The organism is Streptomyces sp. NPDC012474 (assembly GCF_042955185.1).
In the GTDB taxonomy this organism is placed as follows: Bacteria; Actinomycetota; Actinomycetes; order Streptomycetales; family Streptomycetaceae; genus Streptomyces; species Streptomyces cahuitamycinicus.
The window spans coordinates 94,157-109,174 of sequence record NZ_JBIBEP010000011.1; the positions used below are offsets into that span (position 1 = coordinate 94,157).

General features: G+C 72.5%; 10 protein-coding genes. 8 read left to right on the forward strand and 2 right to left on the reverse strand.

Annotated elements, in window-relative coordinates; genetic code table 11:
- The first annotated feature begins 112 nt into the window (after positions 1-112).
- Positions 113-1,840 carry a DAK2 domain-containing protein gene (locus ACFY9S_RS23870; RefSeq protein WP_391131753.1) on the forward strand — a complete coding sequence of 576 codons (1,728 nt, stop codon included), beginning with the start codon at positions 113-115 and terminating at the stop codon, positions 1,838-1,840.
- 712 nt (positions 1,841-2,552) lie between these two features.
- Here ACFY9S_RS23870 and ACFY9S_RS23875 read toward each other — a convergent pair.
- Positions 2,553-5,483 carry a tetratricopeptide repeat protein gene (locus ACFY9S_RS23875; protein WP_391131755.1) on the reverse strand — a complete coding sequence of 977 codons (2,931 nt, stop codon included), beginning with the start codon at positions 5,481-5,483 and terminating at the stop codon, positions 2,553-2,555.
- Positions 5,480-7,318 (reverse strand): HSP90 family protein, encoded by a 1,839-nt coding sequence (locus ACFY9S_RS23880; protein ID WP_391131757.1) that lies wholly within the window; start codon positions 7,316-7,318, stop codon positions 5,480-5,482. The genes ACFY9S_RS23875 and ACFY9S_RS23880 overlap by 4 nt, the downstream gene beginning before the upstream one ends.
- Positions 7,319-7,505: 187 nt before the next feature.
- Between ACFY9S_RS23880 and ACFY9S_RS23885 the strand changes: the two genes are divergently transcribed.
- From ACFY9S_RS23885 to rnc, 7 genes are all read left to right on the forward strand, one after another.
- Positions 7,506-10,748: a helicase-related protein gene (locus ACFY9S_RS23885; RefSeq protein WP_391131758.1), complete on the forward strand. Its 3,243-nt coding sequence runs from the start codon at positions 7,506-7,508 to the stop codon at positions 10,746-10,748.
- 108 nt (positions 10,749-10,856) lie between these two features.
- The gene (gene rsmD, locus ACFY9S_RS23890; protein WP_391131760.1) at positions 10,857-11,444 is read left to right on the forward strand and encodes a 16S rRNA (guanine(966)-N(2))-methyltransferase RsmD; all 588 of its coding nucleotides are present in this window, start codon (positions 10,857-10,859) and stop codon (positions 11,442-11,444) included.
- 26 nt (positions 11,445-11,470) lie between these two features.
- Complete coding sequence (gene coaD, locus ACFY9S_RS23895) at positions 11,471-11,950, forward strand: pantetheine-phosphate adenylyltransferase (protein WP_033313182.1); 480 nt, start codon at positions 11,471-11,473, stop codon at positions 11,948-11,950.
- 121 nt (positions 11,951-12,071) lie between these two features.
- Positions 12,072-13,178, forward strand: coding sequence for a cell division initiation protein (locus ACFY9S_RS23900; protein WP_391131762.1), 1,107 nt, complete (start codon positions 12,072-12,074; stop codon positions 13,176-13,178).
- A gap of 125 nt (positions 13,179-13,303) precedes the next feature.
- Positions 13,304-13,957 carry a YceD family protein gene (locus ACFY9S_RS23905; RefSeq protein ID WP_391131764.1) on the forward strand — a complete coding sequence of 218 codons (654 nt, stop codon included), beginning with the start codon at positions 13,304-13,306 and terminating at the stop codon, positions 13,955-13,957.
- A gap of 2 nt (positions 13,958-13,959) precedes the next feature.
- The gene (gene rpmF / locus ACFY9S_RS23910; protein WP_003951102.1) at positions 13,960-14,133 is read left to right on the forward strand and encodes a 50S ribosomal protein L32; all 174 of its coding nucleotides are present in this window, start codon (positions 13,960-13,962) and stop codon (positions 14,131-14,133) included.
- 7 nt (positions 14,134-14,140) lie between these two features.
- Positions 14,141-14,992, forward strand: a complete 852-nt coding sequence (gene rnc, locus ACFY9S_RS23915; RefSeq protein WP_391131766.1) for a ribonuclease III — start codon at positions 14,141-14,143, stop codon at positions 14,990-14,992.
- Positions 14,993-15,018 lie beyond the last annotated feature (26 nt).

A 15,018-nucleotide genomic window follows, 5' to 3' on the forward strand; every position in this document is an offset into this window, starting at 1 on the left:
CCGTAGAACGAAACTACCATGCCAGCTCAGGGGCCCGGTCCCCTCCCTCTTCCGGTGAACACCGCCCCTGGGTCTACGCTGCGAGCCACGCCCAGCAGCTCAGGGAGGCCTAGTGGCGCAGGTGCCGCAGACACTCTTCGATGCTCTCGCGGTGCGCACCTGGTGCGGTCTCGCGCTGGAGACCCTGGGGCGGGCGCGCGAGGAGATCGACGCGATCAACGTCTACCCGGTGGCGGACGGCGACACCGGCACCAACCTGTATCTGACCGTGGAGTCGGCGGTCGCTGCGGTCGAGGCGGTGTTCGCCGGGCATGCGGCGGGGTCCGGCCCCGGTGGGCCGACGCTCGCCGACGCCGCCCGGGCGATGGCGCACGGGGCGCTCATCGGAGCCCGCGGGAACTCCGGGACGATCCTCGCCCAGCTGCTGCGCGGCATGGCCCAGGTGCTGGCCGACGACGACCCCGCCCACGCGGACGGCCAGGGCCTGCGCCTCGCCCTGCGGCAGGCGGCCGACTCCGCGCGCCGGGCCGTCGCCCATCCCGTGGAGGGCACCGTCCTCACGGTGGCCTCGGCCGCCGCCGACGCCGCGGACGGTGCGCGGGGCGACTGCGGGACCGTGGCCCGGGCGGCCTACGAGGGAGCCAGCGCTGCCCTCGCCGCGACCCCGGGCCAGTTGCCCGTCCTGGAACGGGCCGGAGTGGTCGACGCCGGGGGCCGGGGGCTGGTGGCGGTGCTCGGAGCCCTGGTGGAGACGTTCACGGGGGAGAGGGCGCGGGGGGTGGCTGGGAGTGCGTGCACCGGCCCCTCAGGGGCCGCCCACGCACGGGTGGACCACGCCGCGGGTTCCGTACCGGTCGACGGGGCCCTGGACGAGTGCGCCGACAGCGCCGCCGTCGTGCCGGGCCAGGAAGGGCCGGCCTTCGAGGTGATCTACCTCCTGGAGGCCGGGGACCGGGCCGTGGAACGGCTGCGGGAGCGGCTCGACGCCCTCGGGGACTCCCTCGTCGTGGTCGGCGGCGACGGGCTGTGGAACGTCCACGTCCATGTGGACGACGCGGGCGCCGCCGTCGAGGCCGGCATCGAGGCCGGGCGGCCCCACCGGATCCGCATCACGCACTTCGGCGCGGGCGACGTCCACACGACCGGCGCCGAGCGGCCGCCCCGGGAACGTGCCCAGCGGGCCGTCGTGGCCGTCGTGCCCGGCGAGGGGCTGGCCGGGCTGTACACCGAGGCCGGCGCGATGACCGTGCTCGCACGCCCGGGGGAGCCGCCGGCGAGCGGCGAGCTCGTCCAGGCCGTGCGGCGGGCCCACGCGCGCGAGGTCGTGCTGCTGCCCAACGACTCCGGCCTGCGCCACACCGCCGCGGCGGCCGCCGAGCAGGTCCGCACGGAGGGCATCCGGGTGGCCCTGATCCCGACCCGCTCGGCGGTCCAGGGCATCGCGGCACTGGCCGTGCACGAGCCGGACCGCCGCTTCGACGAGGACGTCGTGTCCATGACCTCCGCCGCCGGGGCCACCCGCTATGCCGAGGTCACCGTCGCCGAACGCCAGTCCTGGACGATGGCCGGCATCTGCCAGGCCGGCGACGTCCTGGGTCTCATCGACGGGGACGTGGCCGTGATCGGTTCGGACGTCGCCGAGACCGCCGAGACCGTTCTCGACCGCATGCTCTCGGCCGGGGGAGAGATGGTCACCCTGGTCCTGGGCGACGACGTCCCCGATGCCGACGCCGTCGCCGAGCGTCTGGAGGGCCGGGTCCGCGAGGGGTACCTCGCCGTCGACACAGTCGTGTACCGGGGCGGACGACAGGGGGCCCTGCTCCTCATCGGCGTGGAGTAGGGCCGAGGCCGCCTCGACGGGAACCCGCGGGATGCGACGGGCCGGTGCTCAGCGGCCGTCTCGCCGTCGCCGACCAGCCAGGCTCGCCGACCAGGCCATTGCGGGCGCACCGCCCTCGTGCCCGCCACCGCGTTCCGGACATCGCCCTGACCGCGGCGGGCCGCTACGGCGTCGACCAGGTCGGCGAACCGATCCGGGCGGGCGGCTATGGCGTCGGCCCGGGCGGGCGCTATGGCGTCGACCAGCTCGGCGAACCGACCCTGGAAGCCTCTCCGGAACTGCCCGGGCGGGGGCTCCGTCTGGGGCTGCTGCCCGGGCGGGGGCTGCGTGCGGGTCAAACTGCCCGGGCGGGGCTCCGTGCGTGTCTACTGCTTGGGCGGGGGGCATGCGCGACTACTGCCCGAGCGGCGGCTCCCGTGCGGGTCAAACTGCCCGAGCCGGGCTCCGTGCTGTCTACTGCCCGAGCGGGGAGCTGCATGCGCGACTACTGCCGGGCGGGGCTGCGTGCGAGTCAAACTGCCCGAGCAGGGCTCCGTGTGTGTCTACTGTTCGGCCGGGGGCTGCATGCGCGACTACTGCCCGAGCGGCGGCTCCGTCTGGGCAAACTGCCCGAGCAGGGCTGGCTCCGCCAGGGTCAACGGCCCGAGCAGGGGGCTCCGTCAGGGGCAACTGCCCGAGCGGGGCTCCGTGCGCGTCCAGGTCGCCGTCGGGATCAGTCCGGCCGCTCCGCCACGAGGCGGAGCAGTTGCTCCGCCTCCGCCCGGCGGGCCCGCACCGCGTCGCCGTCCCCGTCGGTCGCCTCCGCGTCGTCGTGACCCTCGTACGCCGCCAGCACCGCACGCGCGCGTGCGGTCGCGTCGGCGGGGCGGCCCAGGTCTGCCTCCAGCCGGCCCGCGGCGAGTTCCGCGCCGGTGCGGCTGTGCAGGGCGCCGTCCCCGAGTGAGGCGAACACCTCGGCCGAACGCACCACTTGGGCCAGCGCCTCCTCGAACCCCTCGAGGACCGGCGCGCCTTCGGCGTCCTCGGCGGAGCGGGCCAGCAGGTCGCCGAACTGCCGGTGGGTGTGGCCGAGTTCGGCGACGAGCTGCTGACGGGCCTCCTCGTCGGTGGCTGCCTTCCGTGCCGCCTCGCACTCCCGGACCGCTTCCGCCATCAGGCCGCGTGCCCCTCCCAGCCCGTCCTCCGCGCGGAGCTCCAGCCAGGCGCGGGCGCGCAGGGAGCGGACCAGGCCGTGGATGTTGCCGAGCTCGCGCCACAGGTCGCCCGCGCGCGCGTAGGCCCGGTCCGCCTCGGCGGGCAGTCCGGCCTGTCCGAGGGACTCTCCGGCCAGGTGGGCGAGGGTCGCGTGGTCGTGCTGCTCGGGCCACTGCCTGGCGATCTCGGCGGCCTGCAGGCGCCGTTCGGCGGCCGCCCGGTGCTCGCCGAGCTCGCTCAGGCAGTCGCCGAGCCACCACTGCGTCTGCACGACCGCTCCGTCGCCGTGCGTCTCGGCGGTCAGTTCGGGCAGCGCCGACTCCAGCACCTCCGCGGCCTCGGCCCACCGCCCCTGCCGCAGCAGGAACCCGCCGAGCTGCTGCCGCGCCCACGCCCCCAGCGTCGCCGACTCGCCCGCCTCGTCGGCCCAGTGGGCGGCCTCCAGGGCGTGCCGGGCGGCCTCCACGGCCTCGCCCCGGCCGCCGACGACCTCGGCGAGCTGAAGGTGCAGCTGGGCCCGTCCGGGCGCCTCCAGGTGCGCCCCGCCGTGCTCCAGGGCCGCCCGCAGCGCCCGTTCCGCCTCCGCCATGTCGCCGAGGTGGTGAGCCAGAGAGGCGAGCCGGGCCTCGTACTCCACCGCGAACCACGGCAGCCCCGCCGCCACGAACGCCGCGGCGCCCCGCGCGAACAGCTCCGCTGCCCTCTCCAGGTCCCCGGCCAGCCCCGCCAGCTCCCCGAGCATCGCCCGGGCCTCGGCGACCCGCGCGGCCAGTCGTACGTCCTCCCCGGCCCGGCCCTCGACGAGCGCGAGCACTTCCCGGACGGCGGCCTCGGCCTCGGCGAGAGGCACCGGGTCGCTCTCGCCGCCGTGCGCCCGGCGGGTCATGATCCGCGCCCGGCTCATCACGACGGACGCCGTCTGCCGGATGCCCGTGCCGTCGGCGGCGTACAGCGCGAGGACCTCGTCGTACGGGCCGGTCACCGCCGCGACGGCGCCCTCCACATCCCCCGCGAGAGCGCGGACGTACGCTCCACGCGCGCGTGCGGCGAGGGCCTCGCCCGGGTCGCCCGCCTCCAGGTAGAGGCCGGCGGCCCGTTCGAAGAGCTCGGCACCCTCGGAACCGAGGGACATCGCCTCGTGGTCGGCCATCTCGGCACGGTCGCGCGGGTCCAGCCCGGCGCCCTCCGCGGCCTCGGCGGCAGCCGCCCAGGCCTCCACGGCTCCCGGCCGCAGGGTGTCCGACAGCCGCCGTGCCTCGGCCAGCAGGGCGGGCAGATCCGGCTGCGCGGTGCCGGGGACCGGCACCGCGGGGCGAGCGGTCGGCGGGGCCGGCCGCACCGACCGCACCCCCAGCGGCAGGCGCTCCGCGAGCGGTTGCCGCGCCATACGCGCGCGTGCCCGCTCACTCACGTGCGCCGTGCCGTTGCGCTCGTCGAAGCGCGCCGCCAGGGCGAGGGCCACCTCACGCGCGTGCGCGGCGAGTTCACGGGCGGTCCACTCCCGGCCGGCCGGGCCCGGCACCTGCCCCTCGCCCAGCCCGAGGACGGTCAGCCGGTCCATGAGCAGAGCCACCACGCTCATGAAGTCCAGCTTGCTCTGCGGCTGCCCGTCGTCCGTGAAGTACGCGGGCCGCTCCGCGAGCAGTTCCAGACCCCGTGCCTCGTTGCCGGTGAGCGCGCAGAACTCCACGTGCTCCGCGTAGGCGCCACGCATGCTCTCCATCGCCCGGACGAGCCGGAAGCCCCGCAGATGGTGGGACCGGGCCTCCTCCTCACGCCCCAGCCGCAGCAGCGGCAGCAGGGACGACGCGAGGGCCGTGTGCGGCTCGTGGGCGCAGCTGTACTCGCCCTCCAGCACCGGCCCCCACAGCTCCAGCGCCTGCGCGTCCCGCCCCTGCTCCGCCTGCCACCAGCCCTGTACGTGCAGCTCACAGGCGTGGCAGTCGGCCATGCTGTCCCGGTCGGCGGCCAGCCACGCGGCGTACGCCCGCTCGGCCCGCGCCACGTCCCCGACATGCGCGGCCACACTGTGCTCGGCGCTGCGCACGGCCCGTTCGGAGTGCCCGGCGAGCCGGTAGCGGTGCTCCATCTCGCCGAGCCACTTCTCGATCGACGCGAGCGGGACGTGCGGCTGGTCGAGCATGCCGGCCGAGACCCACTTGAAGACCCAGTGCAGTGAGTGGGTCTCGTACGCGTCGAAGTCCTCGGGCCGTTCGTCCCACATGCGCAGCAGGCGCGCGAAGGGGACGAACATCTTCCCCTTCTCGGAGCTGTAGTTGTAGACCTTCAGCTGGTGGCCGAGCGCCTCGATGACGGCGAGCGGGACGTTCAGCTTCTCGGCCGCCGTCAGCAGCGCCTCCGCGCGCGCGTTGCGGGCCGGCCCCTCCGGCTGCCCGGAGTTCTCCGCCATCGCCTCGCGCAGGGCGTCGAAGTCGGTGATCTCCGTCATGCCTGACCGTCCTCGCTGTGCGTGGCCCACTCCAGGAGGCCGATGAACGCGCGGTTGAGCAGCGCCGAGTCGGCCGGCCTGAGCGGTCGCTGCGCCATCAGCAGCGCCTGCCCGTAGAGCGACTCCGTGGCGGTGCCGATCAACTCCGGGTCGGGCAGCGCGCCGATCCTGCGGACCAGCGGATTGAGGTGGTTGAGCACCAGACGCGCGCGTGGGGCGCTGCCCCGCAGGGAGCCCAGGATCCCCGCCCACAGGTCGTCGGCCTGTGCCTCGGCATCCGCACGGGTCTGTTCGTGCCGGGCGTCCCGGTCGTCGAGGTGCAGCGCGGGCACGGAGAGCGGGTGGAAGGCCCGCAGGACGACGTCACAGCCCAGCGGGTCGAGCCGGGCCCGGGCCGCCGCCAGGAAGCCGGACAGGGCCAGCTCCTCGGCCGGGTCGACCGCGTCCAGGTGCGCGGTCACCGTCTCCGCGTCCAGCTCGGCGACCACGGTCCCCGGCCGCACCGACGGCAGCGCCTCCACGAGCTCGCTGTCGTAGGTGTAGCCGCCGTTGATCACGCCGATGCCCTGCGCGGACGCGATCGGCGCGACCTGCCGGTACTCCTCGACGGTCCGCGTGAAGTGCACCACCGGGTGTCGCTGCGCGAACTCCTCCAGGGACAGCCGCCCGTCGGTCGTCTCGAACGGCAGCCACGGCAGCATCGTGCGCAGCATCTCCCGGTCGTGCCGGGCCAGCGACTTCACGCCCAGGTGGTGCACCGCGAGGAACGCGGCCAGCCGCTCCGGATCACCGGCCGCGAGCCCCGTCAGCCAGGCCCGGATCCGCTCGCCCAGCGCCTCCCGCACGGCCGCCAGCGTCTCGTCCTCGTACAGCGCCTCGCGCGACGCCGTGGGCCGCAGACTGTCCGTGTCGAGCACGCAGCGCACGAAGAACGCCCAGTCCGGCATCAGCTGTTCGGCCCGCTCGGTCAGCAGCATGCCCTTGAGGTGCACGCGGTGACCGGCGCGCTGGGCCGGGCTGACCGCCGACGGCAGCACGTACGCCACCCCGCGGATGCCGGCCAGCGGCACCGACAGGTCGATCGTGTCCAGCGGTGTGAAGCCGAACAGCCCGTGGCAGTGCCGGGCGAGGGCGACGCGCCGGGCGGCCGGGCCCGGATACGGACGGTCCCAGGGCGCCGGAAGGTCGGTGACCGCCTCGTCGCCGACCCGGACGTCGTACGGCAGCAGCGACCCGAAGTCCCGGGCCAGCGCCTCGACCCGCCCGGGCGAGAGCCACTCCGCGGCACCCGCCCGGGCCACCAGGTGGACGGTCGTGCCCGGTTCGGGCCGCTCGGCGTCCGGCAGCGTCCGCACGGTGTACGAACCGTCGTCGGCCGCCGTCCACTCCACCGGCGGCGCCCCGGGCGTACGGGCGCTGCGGCTGACGACCCGGATCCGCTCGGCGACGACGAAACAGGCCAGCAGCCCGATGCCGAACTGCCCGAGGAAGTCGGACCGGGCCTCCTGAAGCCCCTCCGCCCGCTTGGAGCTGCGCCCGATGGTGGCGAGCAGGCTGTGCACGTCCGCCTCGGTGAGGCCCACGCCGGTGTCCTCGACCCGCAGCGCACCGCCCTCGGCGTACAGCCGGACCCGGGCCGGAGCGTCGGGTTCCGTCGCGCGTCTGGCCGTGATGGCGTCCACGGCGTTCTGCAGCAGCTCCCGCAGATAGACCTTCGGACTGGAGTAGAGGTGGTGGGAGAGCAGGTCCACCAGACCACGCAGGTCGACCTGGAACGTATGAGGTGACGAGGGCGGACGGGGTGCCTGGGATGCCTGTGAGGTCTGGGAGTCCATCTTCACGGCGCCGGTGGGGGACTCGCGACGGCGCGGGGTCGGGCGGTCCCGGTGGGGCGGTGACCGCGAAAGAGGGCCGGGAGCGCGTCATCCTAAGGCCCGAACCAACCGCCTGACCAGGGGTTTCCGGGACCTTTACGGCGGTCCGGCCGCGGCCTGGGAGCCATTGTCAGTGGCGTGGTGTGCAATGGATCTCGTGCCCGCACTGGAAGAACCCCTGCGACAGCCGCTGAAGTCGGTGCTCGGCCCCGCCACCGCGAAGGTGATGGCCGAGCACCTCGGCCTGCTCACCGTCGGCGACCTCCTCCACCACTACCCGCGCAGATACGAGGAGCGCGGCCAGCTCACCCACCTCGCCGACCTCCCCATGGACGAGCACGTCACGGTGGTCGCGCAGGTCGCAGACGCCCGCCTGCACACGTTCGCCTCCGCCAAGGCCCCGCGCGGCAAGGGCCAGCGCCTGGAGGTCACGATCACGGACGGCAGCGGCCGGCTCCAACTGGTCTTCTTCGGCGCGGGCGTCCACAAACCCCACAAGGAACTGCTGCCGGGCACGCGTGCGATGTTCGCGGGCAAGGTCTCCGTCTTCAACCGCCGCCTTCAACTCGCGCACCCGGCCTACGAGTTGCTGCGCGGCGACCCGGAGGAGTCCGTCGAGACCTGGGCGGGCGCGCTGATCCCGATCTACCCCGCCACCGCCAAGCTGGAGTCCTGGAAGATCGGCAAGGCGATCCAGACGGTCCTGCCCACGGCCCAGGAGGCCGTCGACCCGCTCCCGGACACCCTGCGTGAAGGCCGCGGCCTGGTGCCCCTCCCCGAAGCCCTCCTCAAGATCCACCGCCCGCACACCAAGGCGGACATCGAGGACGCCCGCTCCCGCCTCAAGTGGGACGAGGCCTTCGTCCTCCAGGTCGCCCTGGCCCGCCGCCGCCACGCGGACGCCCAACTCCCCGCCGTCCCCCGCAGACCCGCCCCCGACGGCCTCCTCACGGCCTTCGACGCCCGCCTCCCGTTCACCCTCACCGACGGCCAGCAGCGCGTCTCCCGGGAGATCTTCGACGACCTGGCCACGAGCCATCCGATGCACCGGCTGCTGCAGGGGGAGGTCGGTTCGGGCAAGGCCCAGCCCCTCGACGCGCAGGTGCTCACGCCTTTGGGCTTCCGCCGCATGGGAGATCTGCGGGAGGGGGACGAGGTGGTGGTGCCGGACGGAGGCATCGGGCTGATCGATGGCGTCTTCCCGCAGGGTGAGCGCGACGTGTGGCGCTTGGTCCTGTCCGACGGGAGTTCCGTCGAGTGCGACGACGAGCATCTCTGGATCGTCGGCACGAGCTGTGGTCGGCACCGTGGCCAGACTCCCAAGGTCATGACGACCCGGGAGATCCGTCTCGACACGTTCAAGGCCAACGGGTCCTCGAAGTGGTACATCCCGCCTGCGAAGCCGGTCGACCTCGGTCGCGACGCCGGGCTGCCCCTCGACCCTTATCTGATCGGGCTGCTGCTGGGAGATGGTTCATTCCGGCACAATCTCCGTTTTTCCATCATCGACGACGAGATCCGTGAGGCGGTGGCGGCGGCAGTGGCACCCGACTGCCTGCTGGTACCGGTGAAGGGCTCACACGGTGACTACACGATCCAGCTCAAGCAACGTGCCGGAGGCGTGCGCAACCCGGTGATCCAGGTCCTGTGCGAGTTGGGCCTCTGGGGAAGGACGTCCCACGACAAGTTCGTCCCTCCGGCCTTCAAGAACGCTTCGATCAAGGACCGTCTCGCCGTCCTGCAAGGGCTTCTGGACACGGACGGCACCGTCCAGGCCGATGGCATGAGCATCTCCCTCTGCTCGGCTTCACGCCGGCTCGCGGAGGACGTCGCATGGCTCGTGCGCTCTTTGGGCGGCCGGGCACGCGTGCTGCCGAAGAAGGCCGCGTACAACGTGCAGGTGTCCCTGCCGGACGCGTACGCCCCGTTCCGGCTCACTCGCAAAGCCGAACGTGTACGTCCAAGGCCGAAGTGCAACACGTTCCGGCGCGGCATCCGGGCGGTCGAGTACGTGGGGCGGAAGCCCGTCCAGTGCATCAGCGTCGCCCACCCCAGCCGTGCCTACGTCACGGACAACTTCACTGTCACCCACAACACCATGGTCGCCCTGCGCGCCATGCTCGCCGTGGTCGACGCGGGCGGGCAGGCCGCCATGCTCGCGCCCACCGAAGTTCTCGCGCAGCAGCACCACCGGTCCATCGTCGAGATGATGGGCGAGCTGGCCGAGGGCGGCATGCTGGGCGGGGCCGAGCAGGCCACCAAGGTGGTGCTGCTCACCGGCTCCATGGGTGCGGCGGCCCGGCGGCATGCCCTGCTCGACCTCACCACCGGCGAAGCCGGCATCGTCATCGGCACGCACGCGCTGATCGAGGACAAGGTGCAGTTCCACGACCTGGGCCTGGTCGTGGTCGACGAACAGCACCGCTTCGGCGTGGAGCAGCGCGACGCCCTGCGCGGCAAGGGCAAGCAGCCCCCGCATCTGCTGGTCATGACGGCCACGCCCATCCCGCGCACGGTCGCGATGACCGTCTTCGGCGACCTGGAGACGTCCGTCCTGGACCAGCTCCCGGCGGGCCGCTCGCCGATCGCCAGCCATGTGGTCCCGGCCGCGGACAAGCCCCACTTCCTGTCCCGCGCGTGGGAAAGGGTCCGCGAGGAGGTGGAGAACGGCCACCAGGCGTACGTCGTCTGCCCCCGCATCGGCGACGAGGAGGACGCCCCGAAGAAGTCCGGCGGCAAGAAGCCGCCGGAGTCCCCGGAGGACGCCGCGGAGAAGCGCCCGCCCCTCGCCGTCCTCGACGTGGCCGATCAGCTGGTCAAGGGTCCCCTCCGGGGCCTGCGGGTCGAAGTCCTGCACGGCAGGATGCACCCCGACGACAAGGACGCCGTGATGCGCCGCTTCGCCGCCGGTGAGACCCATGTCCTGGTCGCCACGACGGTCATCGAGGTCGGCGTCAACGTCCCGAACGCGACCGCCATGGTGATCATGGACGCCGACCGCTTCGGCGTCTCCCAGCTCCACCAGCTGCGCGGCCGTGTGGGCCGTGGTTCCGCCCCCGGCCTCTGCCTCCTGGTCACCGAGATGCCCGAGGCGAGCCCGGCCCGCCAGCGCCTGGGTGCGGTCGCCTCCACGCTCGACGGTTTCGAACTCTCCCGCATCGACCTGGAACAACGCCGCGAGGGCGACGTCCTCGGCCAGGCCCAGTCGGGCGCCCGGACCAGCCTCAGGATGCTCGCGGTCATCGAGGACGAGGAGATCATCGCGCAGGCCAGGGAAGAGGCAGCAGCGGTAGTGGCCGCCGACCCGGAACTGGCCCATCTTCCCGGGCTGCGGACAGCACTGGACGCCCTCTTGGACGAGGAAAGGGAGCAGTACCTGGAAAAGGGGTGACAGGTGTTGCCCCCCAAGAGGCGCGGGGCGTAATCCATATGCGGCTACCGCCGCGGGGGCGCGACCAGCCACAATGAACCTGAAGCCGCCCACACGCAAGGACCACAGATGACCCGCGTGATCGCCGGCACAGCCGGCGGACGCCGCCTGGCCGTCCCGCCAGGTACAGGAACCCGCCCCACGTCGGACCGCGCCCGGGAGGGCCTCTTCTCCACCTGGCAAAGCCTCCTCGGCGGCCCCCTGGAAGGCGAACGCGTCCTCGACCTCTACGCGGGGTCAGGAGCCGTTGGCCTGGAGGCCCTCTCCCGAGGCGCGGGCCACGCCCTCCTCGTCGAGGCCGACGCACGAGCGGCCCGCACGGTCCGCGAGAACGTGAAGAACCTCGGCCTCCCCGGCGCCGAGGCCAGATCCGGCAAAGCGGAACAGATCATCCGTACGCCACCCCCCGGCGCCCCGTACGACCTCGTCTTCCTCGACCCCCCGTACGCCGTCACGGACGACGATCTTCGGGAGATCCTCCTCACACTCCGTACAGAAGGCTGGCTCGCCGAGGAAGCCCTCGTCACCGTGGAGCGCAGCACCAGAGGCGGTGAATTCCGGTGGCCCGAGGGTTTCGAACCCCTCCGGGCCCGTCGCTACGGCGAGGGAACGTTTTGGTACGGTCGCGCCGCCTCTACGTGCGAAGACGCACGATGACCGGACCGGAGAGCGAGGGAACACAAGTGCGCCGCGCCGTCTGTCCCGGGTCGTTCGACCCGATCACCAACGGACACCTCGACATCATCTCCCGCGCCTCCAGGCTGTACGACGAGGTCTATGTCGCGGTGATGATCAACCAGGCCAAGAAGGGCCTGTTCGAGATCGAGGAGCGGATCGACCTGATCCGCCGCGTCACCGCCGAATACGGCAACGTCCGCGTCGAGGCCTTCCACGGCCTGCTCGTCGACTTCTGCAAGCAGCGCGAGATCCCCGCCATCGTCAAGGGCCTGCGCGCGGTCAGCGACTTCGACTACGAGCTGCAGATGGCCCAGATGAACAACGGCCTCTCTGGCGTGGAGACCCTCTTCATCCCCACCAACCCCACCTACAGCTTCCTGTCGTCCTCCCTGGTCAAGGAGGTCGCGACCTGGGGCGGCGACGTCTCCCACCTGGTGCCGGCGGAGGTCCTCGGCGTCCTCACCGAGCGCCTGAGGAAGGACTGAACCGGCCCCGGACGTCCCCCCTGGGCCTGACTGCCCGTCACCCGGTGTTCCGGGGCGACCCCGTGGCCGTACAGTCGTCCCGTCCGTCTCCAACGCATCTGTAGAGAGTGGCGAGCACACGGTGGACGTGCAGAAGAAGCTCGACGAGATCGTCTCCGCGGTCTCCGGCGCCCGGTCCATGCCCATGTCGGCCTCGTGCGTGGTCAACCGCGCCGACCTGCTCGCGATGCTGGAAGAGGTGCGCGCGGCGCTGCCCGACTCCCTGGCCCAGGCCCAGGAGCTGATCGGCGGCCGCGAGCAGATGGTCGAGCAGGCCCGTCAGGAGGCCCAGCGGATCATCGAGGGCGCGCACGCCGAGCGCGGTTCGCTGATCTCCGGCACCGAGGTCGCCCGCCGCTCCCAGGCGGAGGCCGACCGGATCCTCGCCGAGGCCCGCCAGGAGGCCGAGGAGATCCGCGCCGAGGCCGACGAGTACGTCGACTCCAAGCTCGCCAACTTCGAGGTCGTCCTCACCAAGACCCTGGGCTCCGTCGGGCGCGGCCGCGAGAAACTCCTGGGCACCGGCCCCGGCACCGACGAGCGGGGCTACGAGGACGAGGACGCCCCGGAGCGCAGCCACGACCCCGAGACCCAGCGTCGCAGCGCCGACGAGTACGTCGACGTCAAGCTGGGCGCCTTCGAGGCGGTCCTCGCCAAGACCCTGGAGGCCGTCGGCCGCGGCCGGCAGAAGCTGCACGGCCGGATCGCCAGCGACGACCTCGGAGCCCTCGCCGACGACGCGAGCACCGTCCAGCACTCCAGCGACGCCGACTACCTCGCCGACCTGGCCGCCCTCACCGACCAGAAGCCCCCGGCCGAGCGGCCCGCCCAGCAGCAGGACTACGCGCCGCCGCAGCCGGAGCCCGCGTACGGCTACCAACAGCAGCCCGACCCCTACGGCTACCCGCAGCAGGCCTACGCCGCTCAGCAGGACCCCTACGGCTACCAGCAGGCCGATCCCTACTCCACCACCTCCGGCTACGCTCCGGCGGGAGGCACCCCCTTCCAGGGCTACGACCCCCAGCAGGCCGCCTACGACCCGAACCAGGTCCAGCAGCAACCGCAGCAGGCCTCCCAGGCGCAACAGGGCCACCAGGACTACGCCCTCGACGAGACCAGCCTCTTCGACACCGGCATGATCAGCGCCGAGCAGTTGCGGGCCTACGAGCAGGGTCGCGGCCAGGGCTGAGGACCGGATTGGGCCGTGAGCGAAAGGTCCAGTATCCTGGCTCTTCGGTCGCGTGTACGTCCGCGATCCACGCTGCCCGGGAACACCGAAGGGCGGCGTCACCCGAGCTCTCACCGAAAGCAGGAATGGCCCTGAACGCCCGCCTCGACCACCGCAACCCCCTCGTGTTCGACACACACGAGCTGGGTCGGCGGCCTGGTGCGCAGCAGCGCTTGACCCGCACGGTCGACGCTCCCACGGACCTCGGTATCAAGGGAGTCATCGGAGTGCCGGAAGGCGCCCCGGTGGAGCTCGAACTCCGCCTGGAGTCGGTCATGGAAGGGGTGCTCGTCACGGGCACCGCCCGTGCCACGGCCGAGGGGGAGTGCGTAAGGTGTCTGGAGCCGCTCGAGCAGGCGCTCGAAGCGGAGTTCCAGGAGATGTTCTCGTACCCTGACGCCGACGACCGGGGCCGCGTGATCGCGGAACCGGGCGACGACGCCGAGGACGACGAGGACAGGCTCTTCCTCGAGGACGGCTTGTTCGACCTCGAGCCCGTGCTGCGTGATGCGGTGGTGCTCGCACTGCCGCTGCAGCCGGTGTGCCGGGAAGACTGCCCCGGTCTGTGTGCCGAGTGCGGCGCACGGCTGGCGGACGACCCGGACCACCACCACGACGCCGTCGACATCCGTTGGGCGGCATTGCAGGGACTCGCCGGCACCATGAAGGACGGCGAGAAGGACGAGATGAGCGGCGGCGCGCCTCAGTCAGCACGCGCCGACGAGAAGCAGGAGAAGTAGCCGTGGCTGTTCCGAAGCGGAAGATGTCGCGCAGCAACACGCGCCACCGCCGGTCGCAGTGGAAGGCTGCGGTCCCCACCCTGGTTGCGTGCGAGCGCTGCCACGAGCCCAAGCAGCAGCACATCGCGTGCCCGTCGTGCGGCACCTACAACAAGCGCCAGGTCCTCGAGGTCTGAGCGGCTGGTGAGAGGCACTGTGTCCACGCCTAAGAACAAGTCTTCCCGTGTGAGCGGGAGTGCTCCGGCGGACAACCAGGCCTCGTCCCCCACGCTTCTGGAAGGGCGGCTCGGCTACAAGCTCGAGTCCGCCCTTCTGGTACGCGCACTGACCCACCGGTCGTACGCATACGAGAACGGCGGTCTGCCGACCAACGAGCGTCTGGAGTTCCTCGGGGACTCCGTACTCGGCCTCGTGGTCACGGACACGCTGTACCGCACCCACCCCGATCTCCCAGAAGGCCAGCTGGCCAAGCTGCGGGCCGCGGTGGTGAACTCGCGTGCGCTGGCCGAGGTGGGCCGCGGGCTCGACCTGGGCTCCTTCATCCGGCTCGGCCGCGGTGAAGAGGGCACGGGCGGCCGGGACAAGGCATCCATCCTCGCCGACACCCTGGAAGCGGTGATCGGCGCCGTCTATCTCGACCAGGGACTGGACTCGGCGGCGGAGCTGGTGCACCGCCTGTTCGACCCCTTGATCGAAAAGTCTTCGAACCTCGGAGCCGGCCTGGACTGGAAGACCAGTCTCCAGGAGCTCACCGCGACCGAGGGGCTCGGTGTCCCCGAGTACCTGGTCACGGAGACCGGCCCCGATCATGAGAAGACCTTCACTGCTGCCGCCCGCGTCGGAGGCGTCTCGTACGGCACCGGCACCGGCCGCAGCAAGAAGGAGGCGGAGCAGCAGGCCGCCGAGTCCGCATGGCGGTCCATCCGGGCCGCGGCGGACGAGCGCGCCAAGGCGGCGAAGGCCGCCGAGGCGACGCAGACGGCAGCTGCTCACGCCGCCGCCCAGACGGTCACCGACGGCTCCGCCGACGTCTGACCGCCGCCGCCCTCTCCAAGGGCGGC